The sequence below is a fragment of the Thalassospira sp. ABD4_177 genome, from assembly GCF_056160125.1.
Map to the genome: position 1 here is coordinate 280,814 of NZ_JBSWWO010000001.1, position 25,649 is coordinate 306,462.

General features: G+C 55.6%; 26 protein-coding genes and 1 tRNA gene. 11 read left to right on the forward strand and 16 right to left on the reverse strand.

The window, feature by feature from the left end; genetic code table 11:
• Positions 1-140: 140 nt before the first annotated feature.
• From ACXAF0_RS01295 to ACXAF0_RS01315, 5 genes are all read left to right on the forward strand, one after another.
• Positions 141-773 carry a BON domain-containing protein gene (locus tag ACXAF0_RS01295; RefSeq protein WP_475342973.1) on the forward strand — a complete coding sequence of 211 codons (633 nt, stop codon included), beginning with the start codon at positions 141-143 and terminating at the stop codon, positions 771-773.
• Positions 774-866: 93 nt separating this feature from the next.
• Positions 867-1,832: a SirB1 family protein gene (locus ACXAF0_RS01300; protein WP_475342974.1), complete on the forward strand. Its 966-nt coding sequence runs from the start codon at positions 867-869 to the stop codon at positions 1,830-1,832.
• Between the two features lie 667 nt (positions 1,833-2,499).
• A complete protein-coding gene (locus ACXAF0_RS01305) occupies positions 2,500-3,489 on the forward strand; it encodes an adenosine kinase (protein WP_475342975.1) in 990 nt (329 codons plus the stop codon).
• A 437-nt stretch (positions 3,490-3,926) separates the two neighbouring features.
• Positions 3,927-5,738, forward strand: coding sequence for a translational GTPase TypA (gene typA / locus ACXAF0_RS01310; RefSeq protein ID WP_475342976.1), 1,812 nt, complete (start codon positions 3,927-3,929; stop codon positions 5,736-5,738).
• A 152-nt stretch (positions 5,739-5,890) separates the two neighbouring features.
• On the forward strand, positions 5,891-7,456 hold the full coding sequence (locus ACXAF0_RS01315) for an AmpG family muropeptide MFS transporter (RefSeq protein ID WP_475342977.1): 1,566 nt from the start codon (positions 5,891-5,893) through the stop codon (positions 7,454-7,456).
• A 129-nt stretch (positions 7,457-7,585) separates the two neighbouring features.
• Here ACXAF0_RS01315 and ptsN read toward each other — a convergent pair whose 3' ends face one another.
• From ptsN to rph, 14 genes are all read right to left on the reverse strand, one after another.
• Positions 7,586-8,050, reverse strand: a complete 465-nt coding sequence (gene ptsN / locus ACXAF0_RS01320) for a PTS IIA-like nitrogen regulatory protein PtsN (protein ID WP_475342978.1) — start codon at positions 8,048-8,050, stop codon at positions 7,586-7,588.
• 38 nt (positions 8,051-8,088) lie between these two features.
• A complete protein-coding gene (hpf, locus tag ACXAF0_RS01325) occupies positions 8,089-8,685 on the reverse strand; it encodes a ribosome hibernation-promoting factor, HPF/YfiA family (protein WP_475342979.1) in 597 nt (198 codons plus the stop codon).
• 162 nt (positions 8,686-8,847) lie between these two features.
• The gene (rpoN, locus tag ACXAF0_RS01330) at positions 8,848-10,431 is read right to left on the reverse strand and encodes an RNA polymerase factor sigma-54 (RefSeq protein ID WP_475342980.1); all 1,584 of its coding nucleotides are present in this window, start codon (positions 10,429-10,431) and stop codon (positions 8,848-8,850) included.
• Positions 10,432-10,495: 64 nt separating this feature from the next.
• Positions 10,496-11,329 carry an LPS export ABC transporter ATP-binding protein gene (gene lptB, locus ACXAF0_RS01335; RefSeq protein ID WP_475342981.1) on the reverse strand — a complete coding sequence of 278 codons (834 nt, stop codon included), beginning with the start codon at positions 11,327-11,329 and terminating at the stop codon, positions 10,496-10,498.
• A 14-nt stretch (positions 11,330-11,343) separates the two neighbouring features.
• Positions 11,344-12,243, reverse strand: coding sequence for an LptA/OstA family protein (locus tag ACXAF0_RS01340; RefSeq protein ID WP_475342982.1), 900 nt, complete (start codon positions 12,241-12,243; stop codon positions 11,344-11,346).
• Positions 12,244-12,253: 10 nt separating this feature from the next.
• Positions 12,254-12,997: an LPS export ABC transporter periplasmic protein LptC gene (gene lptC, locus ACXAF0_RS01345; protein WP_475342983.1), complete on the reverse strand. Its 744-nt coding sequence runs from the start codon at positions 12,995-12,997 to the stop codon at positions 12,254-12,256.
• A gap of 3 nt (positions 12,998-13,000) precedes the next feature.
• The gene (locus ACXAF0_RS01350) at positions 13,001-14,023 is read right to left on the reverse strand and encodes a KpsF/GutQ family sugar-phosphate isomerase (protein WP_475342984.1); all 1,023 of its coding nucleotides are present in this window, start codon (positions 14,021-14,023) and stop codon (positions 13,001-13,003) included.
• 160 nt (positions 14,024-14,183) lie between these two features.
• Positions 14,184-14,798, reverse strand: a complete 615-nt coding sequence (locus ACXAF0_RS01355; protein WP_475342985.1) for a ribonuclease D — start codon at positions 14,796-14,798, stop codon at positions 14,184-14,186.
• A 103-nt stretch (positions 14,799-14,901) separates the two neighbouring features.
• Complete coding sequence (locus ACXAF0_RS01360; protein WP_475342986.1) at positions 14,902-16,146, reverse strand: O-antigen ligase family protein; 1,245 nt, start codon at positions 16,144-16,146, stop codon at positions 14,902-14,904.
• A gap of 2 nt (positions 16,147-16,148) precedes the next feature.
• Positions 16,149-17,081, reverse strand: a complete 933-nt coding sequence (locus tag ACXAF0_RS01365; protein ID WP_475342987.1) for a glycosyltransferase family 2 protein — start codon at positions 17,079-17,081, stop codon at positions 16,149-16,151.
• Between the two features lie 125 nt (positions 17,082-17,206).
• A tRNA-Leu gene (locus ACXAF0_RS01370) sits at positions 17,207-17,293 on the reverse strand.
• 167 nt (positions 17,294-17,460) lie between these two features.
• The gene (gene hemW, locus ACXAF0_RS01375) at positions 17,461-18,654 is read right to left on the reverse strand and encodes a radical SAM family heme chaperone HemW (RefSeq protein WP_475342988.1); all 1,194 of its coding nucleotides are present in this window, start codon (positions 18,652-18,654) and stop codon (positions 17,461-17,463) included.
• A gap of 106 nt (positions 18,655-18,760) precedes the next feature.
• The gene (gene rdgB, locus ACXAF0_RS01380) at positions 18,761-19,360 is read right to left on the reverse strand and encodes an RdgB/HAM1 family non-canonical purine NTP pyrophosphatase (RefSeq protein WP_475342989.1); all 600 of its coding nucleotides are present in this window, start codon (positions 19,358-19,360) and stop codon (positions 18,761-18,763) included.
• A gap of 185 nt (positions 19,361-19,545) precedes the next feature.
• Positions 19,546-20,262 carry a ribonuclease PH gene (gene rph, locus ACXAF0_RS01385; RefSeq protein ID WP_475342990.1) on the reverse strand — a complete coding sequence of 239 codons (717 nt, stop codon included), beginning with the start codon at positions 20,260-20,262 and terminating at the stop codon, positions 19,546-19,548.
• 250 nt (positions 20,263-20,512) lie between these two features.
• On the opposite strand from rph, the gene hrcA reads away from it, so the two are divergent.
• From hrcA to cobB, 3 genes are all read left to right on the forward strand, one after another.
• Complete coding sequence (hrcA, locus tag ACXAF0_RS01390; protein ID WP_475342991.1) at positions 20,513-21,571, forward strand: heat-inducible transcriptional repressor HrcA; 1,059 nt, start codon at positions 20,513-20,515, stop codon at positions 21,569-21,571.
• A 51-nt stretch (positions 21,572-21,622) separates the two neighbouring features.
• Positions 21,623-22,264: a nucleotide exchange factor GrpE gene (gene grpE / locus ACXAF0_RS01395; RefSeq protein WP_475342992.1), complete on the forward strand. Its 642-nt coding sequence runs from the start codon at positions 21,623-21,625 to the stop codon at positions 22,262-22,264.
• 128 nt (positions 22,265-22,392) lie between these two features.
• Positions 22,393-23,139, forward strand: coding sequence for a Sir2 family NAD+-dependent deacetylase (cobB, locus tag ACXAF0_RS01400; RefSeq protein ID WP_475342993.1), 747 nt, complete (start codon positions 22,393-22,395; stop codon positions 23,137-23,139).
• Between the two features lie 8 nt (positions 23,140-23,147).
• On the opposite strand, the gene ACXAF0_RS01405 is transcribed toward cobB, so the two are convergent.
• Positions 23,148-23,828 carry an ArsR/SmtB family transcription factor gene (locus ACXAF0_RS01405; protein ID WP_475342994.1) on the reverse strand — a complete coding sequence of 227 codons (681 nt, stop codon included), beginning with the start codon at positions 23,826-23,828 and terminating at the stop codon, positions 23,148-23,150.
• A gap of 89 nt (positions 23,829-23,917) precedes the next feature.
• Between ACXAF0_RS01405 and ACXAF0_RS01410 the strand changes: the two genes are divergently transcribed.
• Complete coding sequence (locus tag ACXAF0_RS01410) at positions 23,918-24,247, forward strand: NIPSNAP family protein (RefSeq protein WP_044829862.1); 330 nt, start codon at positions 23,918-23,920, stop codon at positions 24,245-24,247.
• Positions 24,244-24,591: an antibiotic biosynthesis monooxygenase family protein gene (locus tag ACXAF0_RS01415; RefSeq protein ID WP_475342995.1), complete on the forward strand. Its 348-nt coding sequence runs from the start codon at positions 24,244-24,246 to the stop codon at positions 24,589-24,591. Before ACXAF0_RS01410 ends, ACXAF0_RS01415 begins: the two co-directional genes overlap by 4 nt.
• A 23-nt stretch (positions 24,592-24,614) precedes the next feature.
• Here the strand turns inward: ACXAF0_RS01415 and ACXAF0_RS01420 are convergent, their stop codons facing one another.
• Complete coding sequence (locus ACXAF0_RS01420; RefSeq protein ID WP_475342996.1) at positions 24,615-25,328, reverse strand: DMT family transporter; 714 nt, start codon at positions 25,326-25,328, stop codon at positions 24,615-24,617.
• A 24-nt stretch (positions 25,329-25,352) separates the two neighbouring features.
• Here ACXAF0_RS01420 and ACXAF0_RS01425 point away from each other — a divergent pair, with 24 nt between their 5' ends.
• A complete protein-coding gene (locus ACXAF0_RS01425; RefSeq protein WP_475342997.1) occupies positions 25,353-25,622 on the forward strand; it encodes a hypothetical protein in 270 nt (89 codons plus the stop codon).
• The last annotated feature ends 27 nt before the right edge of the window (positions 25,623-25,649 follow it).

A 25,649-nucleotide genomic window follows, 5' to 3' on the forward strand; every position in this document is an offset into this window, starting at 1 on the left:
CCGCCTGACCGCCATCCCAGCCACGAATGCACAGAAAAATGCATTTTTGCTGATAAAGCGGTGCAGATTTTAAAACTCTTTAACTCCCGCGCGCGATTATTGGGTTCAGAGACTGGGGGAACTGGACGAGACATCCGTAAATGTCACCAAAAAGAATGGTCAATCGACCACACGGCTTTGCCAACGCACTTTTGCTGACCGCGACTTGCCTGATACCGCTTGCGGGATGCACGCCTGCATCCGTGGTGATTGGGGCTGGCGCGACTGCCGGTGTTGCGGCCTTTCAGGAACGCGGGTTTGATGGTGCAGCCAGTGATACCGCCATTACCGCCCAGATCTGGCAGAAGTTTCTGGCACAGGACGAAAAACTGTTTCTCGATATCGAGATCGAAGTGGTTGAAGGCGAAGTGCTTTTGGCCGGTCAGGTCCCGACCGTCAGCGATCAGCTTGAAGCCGTGCGCTTAAGCTGGCAGGTTGACGGGGTCAAAACTGTCCATAACGAGATCGAAATCGGCGACAGTATGACACTCGTCGACAGTGCGAGCGATCTGGTGATCACGACAAAGATCAAAACCGCACTGATGTTTGATGGCGATGTTTTCGCGATCAATTACAGCGTTGAGACCGTAAACGGTACTGTCCACCTGATGGGCATTGCCCAAGATGAGCTTGAACGCAATCGTGTCATTTCGCACGCCCGCGACACCAGCTATGTCAAACGGGTTGTCAGTCACATTCGACTGAAAAACGATGCCATCCGACAAGGAACCTGAGCCATCAGCAGCGTAAGTCACATAACAGCACCGACCGATGCCGATCGCCAATGGCTTGTCGATTACGGCAAGGGCAAGAAGCCAGATGCCAGTGTGGTCGAGGCTGCGCTGCATTTTGCCCGCCTGAACCAGTCAAATGGCCTCTATAAGCGCGACATCGCGCCGTTCCTTGCCATCCTTGATGATCTTGCCGATCAGGTCCGTGCTGAACTGGCCGGTCTGACCTTGCAGCCCGATCTTGCCACCGATGGCAAGGATCAGCAGGCCCTGCCGGTTGATGACAAGGAAGCCGAACCGACCATTGATCAGGTTGTCCGCGCCTTGCAAACCGTCATTGCCGAGCGCAACGGCTTTCAGGGCGATGCAGAAAACTACGACGATCTGGCCAATGCCGACCTGATGCAGGTGATCGAGCGCAAGCGTGGCCTGCCCGTCGCACTCGGGATGCTTTATATCCATGCCGCACGACGTTGTGGCATTGCGGTGACCGGAATTGATTTCCCCGGCCACTTCCTTTTGCGGGTTCAGGCCAACGGCAAACGCAAAATGATCGATCCGTTCCATGGCGCGATCAGTCTGGGCCCCGCCGAACTGCGTGAATTGCTGAAGTCTTTCAGTGGCCTGGATGCCGAGTTGGCGCCGCAACACTACAAGCCGTCATCTGACATCGATATTTTGTTGCGACTTCAAAACAATATAAAGGTTCGTGCCCTTCGCGCCGGAGAATTGGAGCTCGCAACCCGGGTTGTCGAGCACAGTTTGCTGATTGCGCCGGAGCATGAAGGTCTTTGGCATCAGCTTGGTGCGCTTTATGCCCGCCTTGATCAGGACCATATGGCGCTTGGCGCGTTCGAGCAGTTCGTCAAACGCTGCGAAGACCCGCTGCATCGCGCCCGGATCGAAGCCGTGATTGAGGAATTGCGCGACCGGCTCAGCCAGGATGCTGTCCCCAAGGACACCAACGGCAAAACCAGTGAAGGCACTGCAGCCCCCGCCGCTGGGGACAACCCGCGATCACCGGAAAACAACGATCCAATCCCGCTTTTCCCCGATAAGTAATCCCCGGATTTCCCGGCTTCTCCCCCCATCTGGCCCCAAACAGCCCCGTTTTGGCGGTATGCGTGTCATGCCGGACCAATGGGAGTCCGGCACGTCGAAATGGCTATTTTTAGCAATTAGCATTTATCGTTATGCTCTATTCAGGAACAAATAGCATGATTATGAATTTCCTATTTCAAGACAAACCGGTTTGTCTTGAATGTCAAGTCTAAGCAGAACCAGCTAATTGGCCTGTCAAAATCATGTAAATTTGCTTGTTTCGGCATTTTTGCCGCATTTTCGGGCCCGGAACACTGTGCTATGTGCGAAAAGGCTGAATAAAGCCCGAACCGTTGATTTCCGGGGGTTTCCGGATGGCCCCGATGAAGCGGGCGAGTTCAAAAACGATTTTATCCACCCGTGGTTTTGATTTTGAACCGACATCAGATCGAATTTTGCCGATCACCCTCCGAAAAAACATCTTTTGTAGTTTTTCTGAAGGTTAAGACTGGGTTAAACGACCGGGGACGAAACAGTTGCAAGGCTTGCACCGCACAATGCATCCCCTATACTCCGCAACAGTCCAAACCAAAGGTATCTGAACATGGCTTTGCGCCATGTCGCACGCCTTGCGGCAACCCGGGTCCGTCACGGTGCCGTTCAAACCAAAAGCAGGAAGAGACTACATATGAACGACACCAAATTTGACGTCGTCGGGATCGGCAATGCGATTGTTGATGTTCTTGCCCACTGCAAGGAAGAAGACCTTGAGCGCCTCGACCTTGTTAAAAACGCCATGACCCTGATTGATGCCGATCGCGCAGACGCACTTTACGCGCAGATGGGCCCGGGTCTTGAAATGTCGGGCGGCTCGGCGGGTAACACCATGGCTGGCATCGCAGCCCTTGGCGGCAAGGGCGCTTATATCGGCAAGGTCCGTGATGATCAGCTGGGTCAGGTTTTCCGTCACGATATCCGCGCGATTGGTGTCGCCTTTGATTCTGCGGCTGCGACCGAAGGCTCGCCGACCGCGCGTTGCCTGATCTTTGTCACCCCGGATGGTCATCGAACCATGAACACCTTCCTTGGTGCCTGTGCCGAACTTGGCCCGGAAGACATTGACGAAGACCTGATCAAATCCGCCAAAATCACCTACATGGAAGGCTATCTGTGGGATCGCCCGGAAGCCAAGGACGCGTTTGTTAAGGCCGCCAAGGTCGCCCATGACGCCGGTCGTCAGGTTTCGATCAGCCTGTCCGATTCCTTCTGCGTTGATCGTCACCGTGAATCCTTCCGCGAACTGGTCGACGATCATATCGACGTACTGTTTGCCAACGAAGACGAGATCAAGTCGCTTTATGAGGTCGAGACCTTTGAAGAAGCACTGGCCGAAGTCCGCAAGCATTGCCGTGTCGCGGCCCTGACCCGCAGCGAAAAGGGGGCGGTCATCGTCAGCCAGGACGAACTTTATGAAATCAGTGCCGAGCCTGTTTCGAAAGTCGTCGATACCACCGGTGCCGGCGATCTGTTCGCGTCAGGCTTCCTGTATGGTTACACCCAGGGTCACACCCTTGAGGTTTGTGGTCAGCTCGGTGCGATCTGTGCGGCCGAAGTGATTTCGCATATGGGTGCACGCCCGGATGCGGATCTTAAGGACCTGATCGCAAAGGCGATCTGATCATGCCTTTATATAAAGCATGACCAATCCAAAAGATTTCACGGGACGGCAACAATTCGGGGCCGTCCCGTTTTTTCGTCCGCAAAGGCCGGGTTTGCAAAGCGCTGCAGCGCAACACAAGCATTGACTTTGTCCAGAGTTTGGCGCAAACAGCCCGCATTGCAGAATAATCAACCCGACATGGCGCTTACAACGCTGGCCTTTCGCCTTCACATTGGCTATGACAGGGCGGCCTTCGGGCGTATCTGCACGATTACGATCCGGGCCAGTAAACATTCAGCACATGCGTTGATGTGGGGTTCCCGCCGGTGGCACCGGCGTGTGGCAGCCTTAAACCCTGTTGCTGAATATCTACTGGCCTTGAAACACTTACTTACTGACCGATGCGCATGGGCGTTTCCCGGCGCGCGGCATTTTTATTTCTGGAGTCCGCGCCCATGAGCTTGCGCAATATCGCCATCATCGCCCACGTTGACCATGGCAAAACCACGCTGGTCGATTCCATGTTCCGTCAGTCCGGTGTCTATCGTGACAACCAGCGCGTTGACGAACGCGCCATGGACAGCAACGACCTGGAACGTGAACGTGGCATTACCATCGTCGCAAAACCGACGGCTGTTCAGTGGGGCGAAACCCGTGTGAACATCGTTGATACCCCGGGCCACGCCGATTTCGGCGGTGAGGTCGAGCGTATCCTGTCCATGGTTGAAGGCGTTGTCCTGCTGGTGGATTCGGCCGAAGGCCCGATGCCACAGACCAAATTCGTTCTGGGCAAGGCGCTGAAACTCGGTCTGAAGCCGATTGTTGTCATCAACAAGATTGACCGCCCTGACCAGCGCGCCGAAGAAGTTCTCGACGAGATTTTCGATCTATTCGTATCGCTCGAAGCATCTGACGAACAGCTCGACTTCCCGGTTCTCTATGCATCCGGTCGTGATGGCTGGGCGGCTGAAAGCCCGGAAGGCCCGAAAGACAACCTGACCCCACTGATGGAACTGGTTCTGAACCATGTTCCGGCACCGGACGTTGATGAAAACGCCCCATTCGCCATGCTTGCCACCATGCTGCATGCCGATAACTTCCTCGGCCGTATTCTGACCGGTCGTGTGTATCAGGGCCGTGCAAAACTCAACATGCCGGTGAAAGTTCTGCGCGGCGATGGCACGGTTGAAACCGGCCGTCTGTCCAAACTGATGGGCTTCCGCGGTCTGGAACGTGTTCCGCAGGACGAAGCTGTTGCCGGTGACATCATCGCGATTGCCGGCCTAACCGAGGCAACCGTGGCAGACACCATCTGCGCAACCGACGTTTCCACCGCAATCGAAAGCCAGCCGATCGATCCGCCGACCCTGGCGATGACCTTCTCGGTTAACAACTCGCCGCTGGCCGGGCAGGAAGGTGACAAGGTTACCTCGCGTATGATCCGTGCCCGTCTCGAACGCGAAGCCGAAGGCAACATCGCGATCAAGATCGGTGAAACCGCCGACAAGGATGCGTTTGAAGTTGCCGGTCGTGGTGAACTTCAGCTGGGCGTTCTGGTTGAAACCATGCGCCGTGAAGGCTTCGAGCTGTCGATCTCGCGTCCGCGCGTTCTCTTCCAGGAAATCGACGGTGTCCTGTCCGAGCCGTTCGAAGAAGTCCAGGTCGATGTCGACGAAGAATATTCCGGCGTCGTGGTCGAGAAAATGAGCCTGCGTAAGGCTGAAATGACCGACATGCGTTCTTCTGGTGGCGGCAAGACCCGTATCATCTTCCTCGCACCGTCGCGTGGCCTGATCGGGTATCACGGTGAATTCCTGACCGATACCCGCGGTACCGGCGTGATGAACCGCGTGTTCCATTCCTATGGTCCGGTCAAGGGCTCCATCGCGGGTCGTCGTAACGGTGCGCTGATTTCCAACGATCAGGGCGATGCGGTTGCTTATGCGCTGTTTAACCTTGAAGATCGCGGCATCATGTTCATCGAGCCGGGCGAGCGTGTCTATCAGGGCATGATCGTTGGCGAACATAACCGTGACAACGATCTTGAGATCAACGTCCTTAAGGGCAAAAAGCTGACCAACGTCCGTGCATCGGGCAAGGATGATGCCATCCTGCTGACCCCGCCGCGCCGTATGTCGCTCGAAGAAGCCCTGTCCTACATTCAGGATGACGAACTGGTCGAAGTGACCCCGGAAAGCGTGCGTATCCGTAAACTGCACCTTGATCCGAACGTGCGTAAGCGCGAAAGCCGCAAGAAAGAAGGCTAAGCCTTCCTTGCGATGCCAAATTCAAAAAGGCCGGTCCGATGGATCGGCCTTTTTTCTTGCCTGTAGATCCATCTGCCCCCGGCGCAGTTTCGGCTTTCATTAACCTGTTTGGCCTAGCTTCTTGGCATCGTATTTAACGCTGGGGGAAATCAATGAGCAGCATGGAAAAGCGAAGCTGGGGGGCGGCCTTTAGCGCCTTTATCCATCCGCGCGTCATTACGATGCTGTTTCTCGGCCTTTCGGCCGGCATTCCGATCCTTCTGATTTTCTCGACCCTATCGATCTGGCTGCGCGAAGCCGGTGTGGATCGCTCCACCGTGACCTATTTCAGCTGGGCGGCCCTTGGTTATTCCTTCAAGTTCGTCTGGGCGCCACTGATTGACCGTTTGCCCTTCCCGGTCCTGCACAGCCTGATGGGCCGCAGACGCTCCTGGCTGATCATCGCTCAGATCGCAATCATTGGTGCCATTCTATGGATGGGCCTGACCGATCCGGCCGAAAATCTGACTATGATGGCCTTTGCCGCCGTGGCGCTTGGTTTTGCCTCTGCCACACAGGACATCGTTATTGATGCCTATCGCATCGAGGCGGCCGATACCGACCTGCAGGCGATGATGAGCTCGGCCTATATTGGCGGCTATCGTATCGGCATGATCATTGCCGGGGCTGGCGCATTGACCATTGCCGGCCTGTTTGAGGCCGAAGGCGTTTACCAGCATTACGCCTGGACCGTGGCCTATGGCTGCATGGCGCTTGCCATGTGTATCGGGGTGATGACCACGCTTCTGGTCAGTGAACCCAAAGCTGTGAAGCTCGACAGCAAGTATTTCCAAGAGACATCGGATTATGTCCGCTTTCTCGCGATGTTTGCGATCACTGTGATCACTTTCATCTCTGCCAATGTCTATGCTGGAAACATCACGGACCCGCTCAAGGCAGCATTGATTGGCTCTGGCATTATCTCCGAACTTTCAAGCTTGATTGCCGGAAGCATCAAGCTGGCACTTTCGGTTGCTGTTGCTGTTGGTGTCGCCTGGCTGACCACACGCGTCGGCCTGACGCCAACCGGCATGGTTCAGGAAACCTATATCTCACCCGTCAAAGACTTCATTGATCGCTATGGCAAAGCTGCCATCGTCATTCTGGCACTGATCGGCATATATCGCATCGCCGACATCGTCATGGGTGTCATGGCCAATGTGTTCTATACCGACCTTGGCTTTTCCAAGGAAGAAATCGCCGCCGTCTCCAAGACATTCGGTCTGTTCATGACCATTAGCGGAAGCTTCCTTGGCGGGGTGCTTTCGGTGCGTTATGGCGTGGTGAAGATTCTGTTCCTCGGCGCCCTGCTCTCGGCAATCACAAATATTCTGTTTGCCTTCATGGCGCAGCTTGGCCCCGATACGACGATGTTTGTTGTTGTCATCATGGCCGACAACCTGTCGGGCGGTCTGGCAACGGCCTCCTTCATCGCCTATCTGTCCGGGCTGACGAATATATCGTTTACCGCCATGCAGTACGCGATCTTCAGTTCGATCATGACCCTGTTTCCCAAAATCCTTGCCGGGTTTTCGGGAACAGTGGTCGATGGCGTCGGCTATAGCTGGTTCTTTATCGGCACGGCTGTGATCGGCATTCCGGTTCTGTATCTTGTTGTCCTTGCCGGTCGCCTGACCAACGTCAAGGAGGCCGATGATGCCAGGAACGCTGAGGCCTGATCAGGCAAGCCGCACACCTGGCCACCGATCAAAACCAGATCCCCAAAACAAAACCGGACGCCTCATATGGCGTCCGGTTTTTTAAATCTTGTGTCTGTTACGGGGGCTACCCGCCACTCACTGCCCGTTTCACGCGGCCTGTTCGGCCTCGTCCTGCGTCAGCAGTGCATAGATCGCGTCGGCTGAGCCAGCCCCGCGGAGCTTGTCACACATACCCTGATTGCGCAGCAGACGGGAAATCCGTGCCAGTGCTTTCAGATGATCGGCACCGGCTTCTTCGGGTGCAATCAGCATGCAGAACAGATCGACGGGGTGTTCATCCACGGCATCGAACTCGATCGGGTTGCCTGCACGGGCAAAGACCATATACAGGCGGTCCAGATCATTGAGTTTGCCATGCGGAATCGCGACACCGCCACCAACACCGGTGCTGCCAAGCTTTTCACGGTCAAGCAGGACAGAGAAAATCTCGCTCGCAGGGCGACCGGTAACTTCGGCGGACTTTTCGGCAAGTTCCTCAAGCACTGCTTTCTTTGCGCCGGAACGCAGTGCCGGGATAACTCCGGACGGAGTAAGAATCGATGAAATGTCCATTTTTCGCGTTGCGTTGTTTGGCTCGGAATCTGTTTCTGTCACGCGCCACTCGCTTCGCTATCGTTTGGGTCCAACCATCCGATATTGCCGTCCGAGCGACGGTAGACAACGTTCAGTCCGCCATGTTTGCCATTCCGGAACATCAGTGCCGGAATGTCCCCCAAGTCGAGCCGCATGACAGCTTCCCCGACGGAAAGCGTATCGATGCGATCGGGCGTTTCGGCAACAATCACCGGTTCGTAGCCGTTTGTGTGATTATCATCCGAATGATCTTCATCTTCCTGTTCGATCACATAATGGATCGCTTCCAGGCGAGCCTCCTCATAATGGTCTCGGGTTGCGTGATGATCACGCAGGCGCCGTTTATAGCGCCGCAACTGTTTGGCCACTCTGTCGCAGGCCGCATCAAACGCAGGGTAAACCTCGTTCGCTGATGCTTTTGCCTGAACCAGCATGCCTTTGCCGACATGAACCGATATCTGCGCGTTATAGAGATGTGCCTGTTTGGTGACGGTCACCGTGGCTTCGATCGCGTGATCGAAATATTTCTCTACTGCAGGGTCCAAGGTCTCGACGACGTGCTGGCGAAATGCTTCGCCGACGTCAAGTTGCTTACCGATAACCGTAATTTGCATGGATCGCCTATCCCCGGTTGAGTGACTTACCAGTACATGTCGATGTCTGGTGCCCCTCGCTCAGGTGGGCGCACCATATTCCCTCGTCATTACCAAGTCAAGATATGGGTATGTTCCCTTGAATTACAGCACCTTAAGGTACATTTTTTCGATAAAATCGTGCTAGAAAGCACGTGATTTTTTCTCGCGCCGACGCTGAACTGACGAAGGAATGCGCATCGCTTCGCGGTATTTTGCCACTGTTCGGCGCGCAATGTCGATTCCTTCCTTGCCCAGAAGCTCAACCAGTTTGTCATCCGACAAAATCTTCTTGGGTTCTTCGTTGTCGATCAAGGACTTGATCCGGTGGCGCACCGCTTCGGATGAATAGGCATCACCGCCATCCGAAGACGAAATCGCCGTGGTGAAGAAGTATTTCAGCTCGAACATGCCGCGCGGGGTCGACATGAATTTACCATTGGTCACGCGCGACACCGTACTTTCATGCATGCCGATCGCCTCGGCGATGTCGCGCAGGATCAGCGGACGCAGATGCCCGACCCCATGGGTAAAGAACCCGTCCTGCTGGCGAACAATCTCGCTTGCGACCTTCATGATGGTGGTGGCGCGCTGATGCAGCGCCTTGACCAGCCAGTTCGCACTTTGCAGCTTTTCACTCATGAAGCCGCGTTCTTCGCGGTCCTTCAATCCCGACCCGATTTGCGCGACATAATCTTCATTGACCAGAACACGTGGTAGGGCTTCGGAATTCAGTTCCAGATGCCAGTTGCCATTGCCAGCTGCGCGCATCAGAACGTCGGGGATGACGGGCGTTGCGACCTCGCCATCGGCGGTCTTGCCCGGGCGCGGATCAAGGGTTTTGATCTCGGCGATCATGTCATGGAGATCATCCGAATCGACCCCGCAAACACGGCGCAGACGATCAAAGTCGCGCTTGGCGAGCACTTCCAGATTGGCAAGCAACGCCGCCATCGCCGGGTCAAACCGGTTCAGTTCGCGCAGCTGCAATTCCAGACATTCCGCAAGGTCACGGGCAAAGATGCCGATCGGGTCAAAGCCCTGCATGACCTTCAGGACGCGTTCAACATCACTGATGCTGCATTCAAGCGCGTCGGAAACTTCTTCAAGCCCGCCACTGATATAGCCGTTCTCATCGAGCATATCGATCAGGTAGCTGCCGATCATGCGCGACATGGCATCGGCAAAGGCGATATTGAGCTGATCATCAAGGCTTTGGCGCAGGGTCGCTTCATCCGCCAGCGTCTGCTCAAGCCCCGGCAGGTCATCCCCACCGGCCGCCGAACCACCACCAACACCGCCAGCACCACCGCCACTGTAAGGAGCGGAATAATCATGGCTGCCTGAAACCGGCTCGCCATTGCGGGTGATTTCACCCTCGCCGCCATAAAGCGCGTCACTCGATACATCAAGCGGGCCGTCATCGCTGCCCATGGTTTCACTCGATGTCAGGCGGTCGGTGCCATACTGGTCATCGCGGTCGGAAAAATTGTCGTTTGATCGGCTATCAAGCCCTTCATCACCATTGCCAACGGCGCCATCGCCGGCCTCGGCATAGGTCTGACCGGGATCGGCCCGCTCAAGCAGCGGGTTTTCCATCAGTTCACTGTCGATGAAATTGGAAAGCTCAATATTATTGAATTGCAGCAGCTTGATTGCCTGCTGCAGCTGGGGAGTCATGACAAGTGACTGGGACTGGCGTAGATCCAGACGCGCCTTCAGGGCCATTTATGCACTACCCCGTGTCAATCCGAACTCCCCCCAAGACTTCATTGACGGTCCGGCGGCCTTATCAGAGGCTGAAACGATCGCCCAGATAAACCCTGCGAACATCGTCGTTACGAACGATTTCCTCAGGACCACCTTCCATCAAAACCCGACCGTCATGCAAGATATATGCCCGGTCAATAATGTCGAGAGTCTCGCGCACATTGTGGTCAGTAATCAAGACCCCAATGCCACGATCTTTCAGATGACGTACAAGATCGCGAATATCACCCACTGCAATCGGGTCAATCCCGGCAAGTGGTTCATCAAGCAGAACAAAGTTCGGATGGGCCGCAAGGGCACGCGCAATCTCGCAACGCCGGCGCTCCCCGCCCGAAAGGGCAAGGGCCGGTGTGCGGCGCAAATGTTCGATTGCAAATTCTGCCAGAAGGTCTTCAAGAGTCTGTTCACGCTTGAGGCGGTCATCCTCGACCACTTCAAGAACAGCCATGATATTCTGTTCAACCGTCATGCCACGGAAAATCGAGGCTTCCTGCGGCAAATAGCCGATTCCCATGCGCGCACGCTGATACATCGGCATCATGGTGATGTCGCGCCCATCAAGGGAAATCGTGCCGCGATCTGCGGCAATCAGGCCGGTAATGATATAGAAACTGGTGGTCTTGCCTGCACCGTTCGGGCCCAAAAGGCCGACCGCCTCACCACGCTGCACCGAAACAGACACGTCTTTGAGCACCGGGCGCTTCTTGAAGCTTTTGCCCAGGTTATGCGCCACAAGACCCTTGTTGGTGCTGATCAGGCGTGGTCCGGTTGACCCGCCCTCTGATGGCTGTGCGCTGGCGGATGCAGCTGTCGCCTTTGCGTTGTCGGATTTTACGCTTTTGCGCGACCAGAACAAATGACCGACCTTTCTCAGTTACCGGTCCCGGCATCGGCCGGGCTGTTGTTTTCGTCTTTTTGCGGAACCAGAAGGCCCCGAACGCGGGTTTTGCCATCGCCATTACCGTCTGCCATCAGGCGACTGACCCCGGTATTGAGGTCGACCACGGCACGATCCCCGTTCAACTGGTTCTCTCCACGGGTGATCTTAACCGATCCGATAAGGGTGGCGATACCTGTTTTCGCATCATAAACACCCTGATCCCCAACGACAAACTCTGTTGCTGTGCGAATATTCACATTGCCCTGACCATCGATACGGCGCAATTCGTTTGCCCCGCCCTGACCGGCCTCAAAACGCGCCGTCAAAACATCCCCGCGCAGCGTACGGTCCTCGGCCACGGCAACCGCGTTACCGCGGGCCACGGCAACCCGTTCGGTTTCCCAATATTCAAGGCTGTCGCGCGCGGTAAGCGTTTCGCTTGGCGTGGTGTATTTAAGGTTATCACCGGTCAGAACGACCACAGCCTCGTCAATGTCATAGACGGCGCGATCGCCGACCGCGACATCGGTATCAGACGACAGTTTGACATTCCCGGTCGCAATGATGCGGTAAATCTCGCTATTACCGTCACGGTCACGATACAGCGCCTGGAGCTCATCTGCATCGACGCGTGATGTGCCGCGCTTGGCGACCGTGTTGCCGCGTGCAATCAGAACCTGTTCATTGCGGCGCCATTCGATGCCGTTATCAGACTCGACCTCAAGCCCGCCTGTACCATTTTGCGCCAGTCCCAGCGGATTGGCCGCAGCCGGCGGCACGATGGTGATGGTGGACAGGCCGATCACAGCCGCGCCCAGCATAAAGCCCCCCAGCATAAGGGGTGTCAGCAGCGTTCCAGTCTTGCGGGCGAGATGCGGCATCGCAATCATGACTTCCCTCTCATTGCTCCGTCGAATTCATTGCACTGTCGAAAATCACCAGACGGGATTTCCCCAAAAAGCGGATTACCGCCCCCTTGTCTTCAAGCTCAAACCCGGAATCGGATGCAATTGTGCCAAACGGCCCCTGCCCATCCACCGGCACATCGCCGCTGGCACTGCCGGCATTCATGGCAATTTCGGCTTCCTCGGTATGAATTTCAAAACCCTGATCGTGGTACATGTTCACCGTGCCGACCAGATCCAGCATCCCGTCGGTTTCGGTATAGAACCCTTCATTGGCCGTCATCGCAATCCATGACCCGTCATTGAGCGTAATGTCGGCCTGCGGCCCCGACAAATAGATATGATCGGGCCGCGTTTCAGTTTCTGCGGTTTCCACCGCTTCACTGGCCGTTACGGTAAAGGGCTGGCGATTGCCATCGACGCCAAAGAAGCGCGGATTGCTCATCGCGACATTTTCCATCAGATCCTCGGGCGAGGTCGAAAAGCCAAGCCGAAAGCCGCTATCCTGCACCTGTTCGATCTGCGGCCACAAAACCACCAGCGCCATGATCGTCATCGCGATCAGCGGCAGCACGAATTTCAGCATGTTGACGATGACACGGCGGAACGGATTGATCCGCACATTGCGCCGGGCCGAGGGCATGCGATCACGCGAAAAGCCACGGTCGTGACGTTTTGCACGTTCCTCGACCTTACTTTCTTCGCTGTTTTCGACCTGTGGCGTGCCCTCGGTGCTCATGCGTTACGCCACTCCGACACGCAACAGATCGTGGATATGGACCAGACCCACCGGCACACCGGCGTCATCAAGAACAAACAGCGATGTGATCGACCGGTCATTCATGATGGCCAACGCCTCGACCGCCAGCGCACCGGCACTGGTGACTTTCGGTCCGGCGGTCATGACATCACCGACCTTCATCGCGACCAGATTATCAGCCATGTGACGGCGCAAATCGCCATCAGTCACGATCCCGGCGAGAACACCGGCATCATCGACCACACCCACACAGCCAAAGGAATGGCTGGTCATGGTCACAAGGGCTTCGGACATCAGGGCATCTGGTTTGATCAATGGCAGTGTATCGGCCTCATGCATGACATCGCGGACATGCAGCAACCGCTGACCCAGCTTGCCACCGGGGTGGAAGGTGCGGAAATCTTCCGAGGAAAAGCCGCGGCGTTCCATAAGCGTTACGGCCAGCGCATCGGCAAAGGCCAGCATCGCGGTCGTCGATGTCGTCGGCGCCTGCTTGTTCGGGCAGGCTTCCGGGCTTGCCGGCAAAACAAGCGGGCAATCGGATTGTTTCGCAAGCGAGCTTTCCGGTTTGCGGGTCATGCCGATCAGCGGCACGTTAAAGCGCCGGGTAAAGGCAATAATGTCGGACAGTTCCGGAGTTTCGCCGGAATTGGACAGAGCCAGAACCGCATCATCCTTGCCAATCATGCCAAGATCCCCGTGGCTGGCTTCGGCCGGATGCACGAAAAAGGATGGGGTGCCGGTCGAGGCAAAGGTCGCGGCAATTTTCTTGGCGATATGGCCGCTTTTGCCCATGCCGGTGACAACCAACCGGCCCTTGAGGCCCTCGATCAGGTTGATGGCATCGCAAAACTCGCCATTGAGCGAGTCTGCAAGGTCACGCAGCGCAGTGGCTTCGATATCAAGAACACGGCGCGCAATGGCAAGATCGGCATCCGTTGCCGGTGCTGGCCGATTAGAGGACTCTTTGGCCAATTCTGGGGACACTTCTGGGGTCACTGTCATCTGTTTCTTGTTAGCGTTTCCGCCCGGAGATAGCTTATACCGCCCATCTTGCAAGATCATTGGGCCAAAACTATGAACCCGGTTGGCGTGGGGGTCAATTCTATTGCTTCCCCCATACACCTCTATTCTTCACAGGCGGTTAACCGGCCTTACGCCGAGATCAGGAATGGGCGAAAATATCGGTTTCTTCCCAGCCCGCCAGATCGAGCGTCGCGCGCATCGGCAGGAAGTCAAAACAGGCCTGCGCCATCTCCATGCGTCCCTCGCGGACCAGACGACGATCAAGCTCTTCGCGTGCCTTGTGCAGATACAGCACGTCGGACGCAGCATAATCGATCTGTTCCTTGGAAAGCTCGGCCGCCCCCCAGTCGGAGCTCTGCTGCTGCTTGGAAATTTCGACCCCGACGGTCTCGCGCAGCACATCCTTCAGACCATGACGGTCGGTATAGGTGCGGACCAGTTTGGAGGCGATCTTGGTGCAATAGACCGGCGCACAACGCACGCCGAGATATTTGTCCATCACCGCGATGTCAAAACGCCCGAAATGAAACAGCTTGAGAACGCTGTCGTCGGCCAGAAGCTTTTTGAGGTTCGGCGCGCTGTAATCTTCCCCATCAAACTTGACCAGATGGGCGTTGCCATCCCCGCTTGAGAGCTGCACGACACACAACCGGTCGCGGTGCGGGTTAAGGCCCATGGTCTCACTGTCGATCGCCACGACCTTTCCAAGGTCAAGGTCATCAGGCAGATCTCCGAGATGGAGGAAATTGGTCATCACGGTTCTCCAAATGTCAGAATTTGCCTGTTCTTAACACAGCAAACCGCGCATCGCATCGCAAAAGTCGTACCAATTGCCCCGAAAACAAGCGTCTAAATGATCAACTGGTTTTTTGGTCCGCAAACTTCAACGCGGCCACAGCCACCGAGATCGACAGCCACGCCAGCATCGCCGGCCAGTTTGAAAACAGACTTTGGGTTACCGAGAGCGGGCAGAGAGACATCACAAGGACACCCAAGTAAACCCCGCCAAGCAAGCGGCCCTCTCGAGGGCCGAAAAGAACTTTGATACCCATCCAATACAAAATCACCATGAAAATCGTAAATGGGATCGTTCCAATCAAACCAGTATCAGACAGCCATTCGATGTAGAAGTTGTGAGGGTGCGGATGACACAGCGCACTATCAATACCTTCCCGTACATAGTCCTTGCAGACCAAAGGAAAGTTACCCATGCCGGTTCCCGTTAGTGGGCGCTCACCAAAAAAATGCAAACCCAGCATGGCAAGTTGACCGTAAATGGAGTCAGTATATGCAGAAATCACGTTGGTAAGCTGCTCCAATCGCCCCGCAATACGGTCACTCGTTGAAAGCAACAATGCAAGTGCCGTCGCACCGCACACCGACAATCCGATAGCTATTTTTCGCTCGAGCTTGCCCGAAAGAAGCAAACTGAACATTACGAGAACCAGCGCCAACAATGTCAACACACTTGCGGCCCGTTCACCACTCAGAAAAACAACAGAAAGAAGAATCGGCGACAATACGCACGTGGCCATAAAGAGCCTTTTGGATCTCTCACGGACGTAAAGAACAAAAACCAACGTGCTGGTTGCGAGCCCTAGCTTGGATAGATACATGCCAATATTAGGCCTATCCAAAGGCCCTGTTAGACGTCCACCGGTGTAATCCATAGCCTGCCCAGACAGCAGGGAAGCACCAACAAAAAACTGATAAATCGCGTCAAGTGCCGCCACTGTCATTGTTAATAGCAAGGCAACAACAAATCTGCGAATTGTGCGTTTATCAGACAGGACCCATCGGGTTAGTGCCGCATAAAAGATCACAAACCTCAGCCAACTTAGCGAGCGCCCGTAACTTTTGCCGACATATTCCGCAAAGGGAGAAACAAACACGTTCATTAAGACAAAGATGACGAGAAGAATCAGAATTTCCTTTTCGCGAGCCCACGACCAATCTTTGGCGCTCCAAGACCGCACAAGAAAAAGCAGTCCGATCAGAACAACCGAAATATCAGCGACCGCACGGGAAAATAACAAAAATGCCGGGAGGCAAAGCAGTAAAGCACTGGCAGCGATGTGCAATCTTCGATCAAGCAAGGTCATCTTCAGCTATTCACTTCTTTAACGCGGCGGATGTTTGAGACACGTTGAAAAATATTTCGATATGGTTCCAGCGTTTCTGGATCAGTATCAACCAGTCCAATTTTCCCTGTCAGGTACCGAGCAAACAGAGGAATCACAGGAAAAGGCGCACCAACCCGGCAGGCGTTTTTTAAAGCCGAGACACATTTTTGATACAGTTTCACCCGTATATCACGTGGCAATTCGGGATGTGCGTTGAGAAAATGCAAATAGACCATAAACCGGTCATGATTTTGCTGAAGTTTATTTGAAGAAAGATGGCTACCTATGTTTGGTGCCATTGTAAGGATCATATCCGTATCAAGAAGACGCTTTGCATGTAATGATAGTCGCAAGGGCAGCGATTCATCCTGGACAAAAACCGCCTCGTCACATCCATCTGCGGCGATGAACACATCCCGTTTGACAAGCCAGGTCATGCGCACCATTCCGCGACCCAATATCCGCTCCAGCGGATCGTCGTATATAGTGAGCTTGAAATCTTGACCGATGGGCTCGGCGACAACACTTTCGATTGGCTCTGGTGTCTTGCGGCAATGGCCATGCACCATGTCCGCATCATGCTGCTTTGCAAGCGACAGCAGCATCTCAAGCGCATTGGGTGCCAGAATTTCGTCGCAGTCAAAAAGTGCCAGATATTTTCCGGTTGCGGCTTTTGCACCCTGATTAAGACGAATGGATGGCCCGGCATTAACCGTATTGCTGATCACACGAACGAAGTCATGCTTCGCTGATAATTCATTGAGTGTTTCCAATGAATTATCTGTCGACACATCATCAACAAAAACAACCTCAAATGGGATTTCGCCTGTCTGAGCGAGCAAGGATGCAAAAAAATGAGGGAGAGCATTTCCCTTATTAAAGACCGGCAGAACAAAACTGACTTCGGGTTGCATAACTCTTGCAGCTCTTTTTTATGGCGATTTTTGCTTGTAACCAGTCAGACCGGTCTCGAAAAGACTAAAACTCAAATTCCGCCCAAAACGACAATACCCCAGCACATCAAAAATGTGCTGGGGTATGGTGCCCAGGAGAAGACTCGAACTTCCACGACCTTAAGGCCACTGGCACCTGAAGCCAGCGCGTCTACCAATTCCGCCACCTGGGCATAGGGGCTTGGGTATTGTCCGGGGTTTCCCGCCGGAACGGGGCGGAATATACGCGGTCAGGCTTAAGTGTCAACCAACTTTTTGATGGTTTGGTGAAACTTCCTTCGCGCAATTACAAGCCCCTGCCAATCGTGCGGTTTTTCTTGGTGTATTGCGGGTTTTGGGATCACACCGCATGGTCGAACAAGTAGGCCAGAACACCGTTCAAACGGTTTCTGCCCTGATCGGTGGCGCGCAAGCCCGCCGAATCACAGATCAGATCACCAGACTCGATCAGGGTTTCAAGCCGATCCTGCGCGAGTGCGTCACGCGGTCCTGTGCCGATGATGCGCTCAAACCGGGCCGTCGGGATGGTTTCATTAAGCCGAAGGCCCATCATCACCATTTCAAGCAGGCGCTCATCCGCCTCAAGCCATGTTTCTTCCTGCGTGCCATGGCCGTGCTTTTCCACACGGTCCAGCCAAATATCAGGCGCACGGTGACGGCGGACGGCCATTGGGGTGGTTTTGCCACCTTCACCCACCACCGCGTCGCGGCCATGCGCGCCCGGGCCGATGCCTAGATAATCACCATAGCGCCAGTAAACCAGGTTATGGCGGCTTTCCTGCCCCGGTTTGGCGTGGTTGGACACCTCGTAACAGCGATAGCCGGCGCGCTCGGTTTCTTCCTGGGTGATCTCATAAAGCTCGGTCGCGAGGTCTTCGCCCGGCACAACAAGATCACCACGCTGATGCAGCGTATAGAACTGTGTACCCGGCTCAATCGTCAGCTGATAAAGCGAGATATGGCCATTGGCGATGCCAAGCCCTTCGCGCAGTTCCGCCCGCCAGGCCTTGGGATCATGTTCCGGCCGGGCGTAAATCAGATCAAAGGAAAAGCGATCAAACACCGAGGTCGCAACATCAAGGGCGCGCATGGCTTCCTCGGCACTGTGCAAGCGCCCGAGGAATTTAAGGTCGCGATCATTGAGCGCCTGAATGCCAATCGACACCCGGTTAATGCCGTTGGCGGCAAAGGCACTGAATCGGTCGATCTCGACCGTACCCGGATTGGCTTCCAACGTGATTTCAAGATCGTCCGTTACATCCCAGAAGGACTTGATATCGTCAATCAGGGCCCCCGCCGTTTCCGGGTCCATCAAGGATGGCGTGCCCCCGCCAAAGAACACCGACCCCACCGTCCGCCCCGGATGGCGGGCCGCGCCATGGGCGAGCTCGGCCCTAAGCGCCTTGCGCCAGCGCGCGTGATCAACACTGTTCGCCACATGGCTGTTGAAATCGCAATAGGGGCATTTCGACAGACAGAACGGCCAGTGGATATAAATGCCAAACGGCACAGTTTCACTTGAGGCTGCGGACACGCGGGACTCTTTTCAAATGCGGGAATATCGGCCTGTAACGTAACACGCACCGCCGATCATGACATCAGCGATGCGCGCATGGGTTGGATGCGGGAAATACCCCGGATCAGTCTTCGAAGCAGGCCTTGACCAGCTGGGCAAAGGCATCGGCCCGGTGGCTCATTTCATGTTTTTTCGCCGGGTCCATTTCGCCAAAGGTCTCGTCATAGCCCTTCGGCTTGAAAATCGGGTCATAGCCAAATCCATGCGGGCCGCGCTTGGGCCAGACGATTTCGCCATCAACGCGACCTTCGAAATTCTCGACATGCCCGTCCGGCCACGCCAGCGACAGGGCGCAGATAAACGATGCGCGGCGGTCCGGATGGCTGCCAATGCCGTTCTGGACCTTTTCCATCGCCATGTCGAAATCCTTGTCCGGTCCGGCCCAGCGCGCGGAATAAATCCCCGGTGCGCCATCAAGGGCAGAAACCGCCAAGCCACTGTCATCGGCAAGGGCTGGCAGATTGGCGCCATTGGCAGCTGCCGTTGATTTCAGCTGCGCATTACCAATAAAGGTCTTTTCGGTTTCTTCGGGTTCCGGAAGATCAAGTTCACCGGCCGAAAACACCTCGATCCCGAACGGGGCGAGCAGTTCGGCGATTTCCTTGATCTTGCCTTTGTTATGGCTGGCGATGACGAGTTTTTTTTCCGTAAAACGACGGGCCATGGTCTTGCCTGAAATGCGGTTTCTAGAAGGGGTGAGATCAAAGCAAGGTTGTTGAGGTTCGTTTCATGCTGAGTCGAAAATGGCTGGTCGCGAGAACCGAAGCGCAGCGTAGTTGAAGCTACGTGAGCATCGGAAGCGCAGTGCCCCGCCATTTGCAGGCCAGCATGGGACGAAGATCAGCGACCTTAGAGACCGAGTGCCTGACGCTGTTTTTCAAACAGCTCTTTGCAGCCTTTTTCGGCCAGCGCGAACATCTGATCATAGGACGCGCGATCAAACGGCACATCTTCGGCGGTTGCCTGGACTTCAACAATGCCGCCATTGCCCGCCAGCACGAAGTTGGCGTCAGCCCCGGCATTGCTGTCTTCGGCGTAATCAAGATCAAGCACCGCTTCGCCGTTATAAATGCCGCAAGAAATGGCTGCGACCGGCTGGGTCAGCGGGATTTCCTTGATCAGGCCAAGGCGACGCACGCCCTGAAACGCCAGATGGGCGGCAACATAAGCGCCCGTGATCGATGCCGTCCGCGTGCCGCCATCGGCCTGAATGACATCACAATCAAGGCGCATCTGCATTTCGCCCATCGCCTTCATATCGGCAACCGCACGGATAGAACGCCCGATCAGGCGCTGAATTTCCTGGGTGCGACCCGACTGACCGCCGCGGGCGGCTTCACGGTTCATGCGCGAGTCCGTTGCGCGCGGCAGCATGCCGTATTCAGCCGTGATCCAGCCCTTGCCGGAATTGCGCATCCAGCCCGGCACCTTGTCTTCGACCGTCGCGGTACAGATCACGTGCGTGTCGCCGAATTTGATCAGGCAGGAGCCTTCGGCATATTTGGAAATGCCGGTTTCAATCGTCACATCACGAAGCTGATCGGGGGTACGGCCGGAAGGGCGCATGAGAAGGAACCTCTTGGTTGTCTTGGCGGTGTTCGCTAGATCGGAACAGCGCAAAATTGTCCGGTAAAATTTGGCCCAAAGTAAGATGTGACCCACCAAACGTCCAGCAGTTTCCCCGCATGTTTTTATCGCTTCGTGGGCAATGCAGACAAACCAACAACTTGAAGCAATTGGCCCTGCAATTGACGCAATGCAATTGCCTGACTAAATTCTGATCAGTTTCACGACAACAGGTCCCGACCCGAACCCAATGGCGCATTTTGACGATACATTGCTGGGCGACATGAATGCGCGGTCACGTGAAGTGTTCCGCCAGATTGTCGATGCCTATGTCGAAACCGGCGAGCCGATCGGCTCGCGCTCGATCGCGCGGCGCATGTCGGAGGACCTGTCGGCGGCGACGATCCGCAATGTGATGTCCGATCTTGAAGAAATGGGTCTTCTGGTCGCACCGCACATTTCGGCCGGGCGCCTGCCCAGTGAAAAGGGCCTGCGGCTTTTTGTGAATGCCCTGATGGAGGTCGGCGACCTTCCCAATGCTGAACGCGACCAGCTGACCAAGAACTGCGAACAGGCAGGCTACTCGCTCGATCAGATGCTGGGCGAGGCAACCACAATGTTGTCCGGCCTGTCGCGCTGCGCCGGACTGGTGGTGGCGCCAAAGACCGATGGTATTCGCCTCAAACAGATCGAATTCGTTGCCCTGTCGCCGGGCAAGGTGCTTGCGGTACTCGTCTCGCAGAACGGCAATGTGGAAAACCGAATCCTTGATGTTCCGGCGGATTTACCCGCCTCGGCATTGACAGAGGCGGCAAATTATCTAAATACCCGGTTGGCTGGAAAGACGCTTGATGATGCGCGCCTTCTGATGACCCAGGAGCGTGATCGCCTCAAACAGGAGCTTGATGATCTTTCTGCCAATCTGATTGATGCGGGCCTGGCAACATGGGCCGGCGGGGTCAAGGGTTCGTCCCTGATTGTGAAGGGCCAATCCCAGCTGCTCGAAAATATCGATACGATAGAACAGCTTGAGACCGTGCGCCGCCTGTTTAACGTGCTGGAAGCCCGCGATCAGATGATTGAATTGCTCGATGTGACAACGGACGCCCAGGGCGTTCAGATTTTCATCGGGTCGGAGAATAAACTGTTCGGCGGATCGGGTCTTTCGATGGTGATTTCGCCCTATCAGAATGCTGAAGGCAGCATTGTGGGTGCAATCGGGGTTGTCGGACCGACCCGGATCAATTATGCCCGGATCATTCCGCTGGTCGATTACACCGCCAAGCTGGTCGGTCGACTGATTGGATAAATCGCGGCGCTGCGTGTCAGGCCGCATAACGTGAAAGTAGCAAGGTTAGCCATGTCGGAAACCGCAAAGAACACTCCGGAAGATCTGCAGGACGTCAATGCAGAGGACACCGCATCGGAAGAGGTCGCAGCAGAGGCGACCGAAGAAGCCGTTGAAGATGCCGCATCCCAGGACCCGGTAGAGGCCCTTGAAGCCGAAGTCGCGGAACTGAAAGACCGTCTGCTGCGCCAGGCCGCCGAGGTGGAAAACACCCGCCGCCGCGCGAAAAAGGACGTCGAGGATGCTGGAAACTACGCCATCACCAAATTTGCCCGCGACCTTCTCGATGTCAGCGACAACCTGCGTCGCGCCCTTGATGCCGCCGGTGACACATCGGATGCCGACCCGGCGATGAAAACGCTGGTCGACGGTGTCGAGATGACCGAACAGGCCCTGCAAAAGGCGCTTGAAAAGAACGGCATCGAAAAAGTTGAGCCGCTGGGCGAAAAGCTTGACCCGAACAAGCATCAGGCTGTGTTTGAACTGCCGCATCCGGAATATCCGGATGGTCACGTCGCACAGGTCATGCAAGCGGGCTATGTCCTTAAGGGACGTTTGCTGCGCCCGGCCATGGTCGGTGTCACCAAAAACCCGGCCGGTGAAAAACCAAGCCAGGACGATACCCCGGGCGGCAATGTTGATACCTCTGCCTGAGGTCCTCAAAGAAGATAAACCGGTTTTAGCGGATCGGGTTTAAAAACAGCCTCGCCAGACATACTTGGCGAGGCTGTTTTATTTGGATTAGGCTAGCCACACAGACCACAAGCACAGGACTGCCTCCCATGCCGCTTAGCCCCAACCTGATCGACATCCTGCGCGATGAAGCCGCCCCGATTGTCATTCTGACCGGGGCGGGTATTTCCAAGGAAAGCGGGTTGCATACCTTTCGGGACGCGGACGGCATCTGGGCAAAATACGATATTTCCGAGGTCGCAACGCCCGAGGCCTTTGTCGCCAATCCCGATCTGGTACATCATTTCTATAATGACCGCCGGGCTGGCCTGCATGACCCGGATGTGCAACCCAATGCCGCCCATCTGGCCCTGGCAAGGCTTGAGGCCAAATGGCCCGGTGACGTGTTGCTGGTCACACAAAACATCGATGATCTGCATGGTCGCGCGGGATCAAAAAACCTGATCCACATGCATGGCGAACTTTTGAAGATCCGCTGCAATCATTGTGACCTGCTCACTGAGTGGCCGGGCGACCTTGCCAAGGAAACCCCGTGTCCCAATTGCGGCAAGGCCGGTGGCTTGCGCCCGCATGTCGTGTGGTTTGGTGAAATGCCCCTGGAGATGGAACGCATTTACGCAGCGCTCGGCGATTGCGGGCTTTTTATCTCCATCGGGACATCGGGCAATGTCTATCCCGCCGCCGGGTTTGTTCAACTCGCCCATGAAGAAGCCGGGGCAGAAACGGTTGAGCTCAATCTCGAACCCAGTTCCGGTGCCACCCAGTTTGATCACAGCACCTATGGCCCTGCCACCGAACTGGTACCGGCCTTTGTTAGCGCCTTGCTTGGGGATTGATATCCGTCTTACGGATTGATCAGATCACGAAATGATTTCTCGCCCGCATCACTGAATCGCACAATCCGCGACTCCGGCACGCGCCGGGCCCAGCCAAGATCGTAAAACCGGTCCAGCAAGGCCGCCCCGAAGGAGCCCGCTAGATGTGATTGCCGGGCACTCCAGTCCAGACATTCGCGACAAAGCGGTCGGCGCTTGGCCCGCAAGCCATCCAGATCAATGCCAAACCCATTGGCAAAATCAATCCCGGCCGGGGTCAGGGCAACGCCATTCACGTTGCTTTCAATCAGCTTGCGTTTTGCAAGGCCATCAAACAGCGCCACCCCCATGTCACCTGCCAGATGGTCATAACAAACGCGTGCCTTGCGCAATTCCGGGTCCTTGGGACCGGTACGCACCCGGTTATGCCCGACCCGGTTGGCAATCCCCATCAGGACTTCCAGGGCTTCGACAATATCGGGTCCGCTTAACGTGAAATAACGATGCCGCCCCTGTTTGCGCGGCACAACGATCTGCCCGCTCTCAAGCTTTGCCAGATGCGAGCTTGCGGTTTGCGGCGTCACCCCGGCTTCTTGTGCCAGTTCAGCTGCGGTAAGCGCCCGACCACTCATCAGTGCGGTCAGCATATTTGCGCGCGCCGGATCGCCAAGCAATGCGGCCACGCGGGCAATATCGGGTCCTTCTTTCATAGTTCGATGCTAATCGAAGCATTAACGCACAGCAATCGGGATAATGGATCTGTCACCCAAGAAACCATCTCTCCTGAAAGGACGCTGTCATGATCACCTGCTTCATTCGGTATGAAATCGATCCCTACAAAAAAGACGCCTTCATCGAATATGCCCGCAACTGGGGGCAGGCCATTCCGCGCTGTGGTGCTGACCTTGTCGGCTATTTCGCCCCGCATGAAGGATCGGTCTCGACCGCCTATGGCATCTATCATTTGCCCGACCTGGCATCATATGAAGCCTATCGCGCCCGGCTAAAGGACGATCCGCTGGGACGGGAAAATTATGAATTTTCCCAACGCGAAAAGTTTATCCTGCGCGAAGAACGCCAGTTTCTGAAACTTGCATCCGCACCACATTCGGAGCTGATCAAACCATGATTGCCGTCATTTTCGAGGTCACACCACGCGAAGGGCGTTATGACGATTACCTGGCAATCGCCGGTGATCTCAAACCTGTGCTGGAAACCATGGATGGCTTTATCTCGATCGAGCGATTTCAAAGCCTGACCCATCCGGGCAAGGTTTTATCGCTGTCCTTTTGGCGCGATGAAGACGCCATTGCCGCCTGGCGCAATCTTGGCGATCACCGCGCTGCCCAGATCAAGGGACGCCACAAGATCTTTGAGGATTACCGTTTGCGGGTCGCTGGTGTGATCCGTGATTACGGCCTGCATGACCGTAATCAGGCCCCGGATGATTCGCGCGCCTCACATGATCACTGATCGGTAATTGCGATAAACGGGACTCAGGCTTTTGTCGGTTTCGGGGATGCTTCTTCATCCCCGATCTCGCTGCTCTCGGCAAATTCGGCAAACTCTTCTTCCACTGCGTCCTCAACGGCTTTGGCGCCGCCCTTGTAATCAAGCAGCATCACGGCAAGCACGACGATGCCAGCACCAATAAAGATGACCGGGACCGGCAGCATGTCAAAGAAGATCAGATCCATCGCCACCGAAAACGGTAACGCGGTATAGGCCGCAGGCGACACAACACTGGCGTCGGCCACCCGAACCGCGCGCAGCACCATGTAATTGGTCAGCATGGCGAAGAAACCGGCCCCGGATGAATAGAGCCAATCGGCAATTGACGCCGGATACCAGGTGATCATCGCAATCGGCACCCAGATTGCCACCGCGATGATCTGTGGCCAGAAAAGCATGGAAAAATTGGTTTCGGTCCGGGTCAGCACCTTGGCAAACAGGGTCTGGGCAGAAAAACAGAACGCCCCGATCAGGGCGGCGGCGACGCCAAGCGGCACACCAAATCCATCCATGCGCGGGAAACACATTACCCACACACCGACAAGGCCCAAAAGGGTTGCGATGATTTTGCGTGGGGTCAGCTTCTCGCCCAAAATCACCACCGCCAACATCACGGTCAGCAAGGCTTCGATAAACAGATAGGCATTGACCTCGGCGATGCCAGGGCAAAGAACACAAAGAACAGCGACCCATACCACAATACGCCGCGCGCGATATGGGCCATGGGCCGGCGTGTACGGATCTGGCGTGTGCCGATAAACATGACAATGATCAGGAACACCGCGACCGTGGTCAGCGCGCGCATCGCCAAAATCTGCGATGTCGGTACATCGTGGGACACAAGCTTTGCACAGACATCAACAAAAACGCCCGATGCCATGGCAGCCGTCATCCACAGAACGCCGCGGAAATTTCCGCTCAGTCGCGTTGCGGTCATGGTCAATCCCGGTTTTGAAAAAGAAGTACTGGGGTTTCCGGCCGTCAGGGAGTGACGAGCTTACGAGGTGGCGCAAGGGGAC

Excerpts from the sequence above, each read along its gene's own strand:
- ACXAF0_RS01315 (WP_475342977.1), top strand. The coding sequence starts at position 5,891 with ATGAGCAGCATGGAAAAGCGAAGCTGGGGGGCGGCCTTTAGCGCCTTT.
- rdgB (WP_475342989.1), bottom strand. The coding sequence starts at position 19,360 with ATGGCCCGTCGTTTTACGGAAAAAAAACTCGTCATCGCCAGCCATAAC.
- typA (WP_475342976.1), top strand. The coding sequence starts at position 3,927 with ATGAGCTTGCGCAATATCGCCATCATCGCCCACGTTGACCATGGCAAA.
- lptC (WP_475342983.1), bottom strand. The coding sequence starts at position 12,997 with ATGAGCACCGAGGGCACGCCACAGGTCGAAAACAGCGAAGAAAGTAAG.
- rpoN (WP_475342980.1), bottom strand. The coding sequence starts at position 10,431 with ATGGCCCTGAAGGCGCGTCTGGATCTACGCCAGTCCCAGTCACTTGTC.
- ACXAF0_RS01415 (WP_475342995.1), top strand. The coding sequence starts at position 24,244 with ATGATTGCCGTCATTTTCGAGGTCACACCACGCGAAGGGCGTTATGAC.
- grpE (WP_475342992.1), top strand. The coding sequence starts at position 21,623 with ATGTCGGAAACCGCAAAGAACACTCCGGAAGATCTGCAGGACGTCAAT.
- rph (WP_475342990.1), bottom strand. The coding sequence starts at position 20,262 with ATGCGCCCTTCCGGCCGTACCCCCGATCAGCTTCGTGATGTGACGATT.
- ACXAF0_RS01410 (WP_044829862.1), top strand. The coding sequence starts at position 23,918 with ATGATCACCTGCTTCATTCGGTATGAAATCGATCCCTACAAAAAAGAC.
- ACXAF0_RS01340 (WP_475342982.1), bottom strand. The coding sequence starts at position 12,243 with ATGATTGCGATGCCGCATCTCGCCCGCAAGACTGGAACGCTGCTGACA.
- ACXAF0_RS01295 (WP_475342973.1), top strand. The coding sequence starts at position 141 with ATGTCACCAAAAAGAATGGTCAATCGACCACACGGCTTTGCCAACGCA.
- ACXAF0_RS01365 (WP_475342987.1), bottom strand. The coding sequence starts at position 17,081 with ATGCAACCCGAAGTCAGTTTTGTTCTGCCGGTCTTTAATAAGGGAAAT.
- ACXAF0_RS01355 (WP_475342985.1), bottom strand. The coding sequence starts at position 14,798 with ATGACCAATTTCCTCCATCTCGGAGATCTGCCTGATGACCTTGACCTT.
- ptsN (WP_475342978.1), bottom strand. The coding sequence starts at position 8,050 with ATGGACATTTCATCGATTCTTACTCCGTCCGGAGTTATCCCGGCACTG.
- hpf (WP_475342979.1), bottom strand. The coding sequence starts at position 8,685 with ATGCAAATTACGGTTATCGGTAAGCAACTTGACGTCGGCGAAGCATTT.
- ACXAF0_RS01305 (WP_475342975.1), top strand. The coding sequence starts at position 2,500 with ATGAACGACACCAAATTTGACGTCGTCGGGATCGGCAATGCGATTGTT.
- cobB (WP_475342993.1), top strand. The coding sequence starts at position 22,393 with ATGCCGCTTAGCCCCAACCTGATCGACATCCTGCGCGATGAAGCCGCC.
- ACXAF0_RS01425 (WP_475342997.1), top strand. The coding sequence starts at position 25,353 with ATGGGCCGGCGTGTACGGATCTGGCGTGTGCCGATAAACATGACAATG.
- ACXAF0_RS01350 (WP_475342984.1), bottom strand. The coding sequence starts at position 14,023 with ATGACAGTGACCCCAGAAGTGTCCCCAGAATTGGCCAAAGAGTCCTCT.
- hrcA (WP_475342991.1), top strand. The coding sequence starts at position 20,513 with ATGGCGCATTTTGACGATACATTGCTGGGCGACATGAATGCGCGGTCA.
- ACXAF0_RS01360 (WP_475342986.1), bottom strand. The coding sequence starts at position 16,146 with ATGACCTTGCTTGATCGAAGATTGCACATCGCTGCCAGTGCTTTACTG.
- ACXAF0_RS01405 (WP_475342994.1), bottom strand. The coding sequence starts at position 23,828 with ATGAAAGAAGGACCCGATATTGCCCGCGTGGCCGCATTGCTTGGCGAT.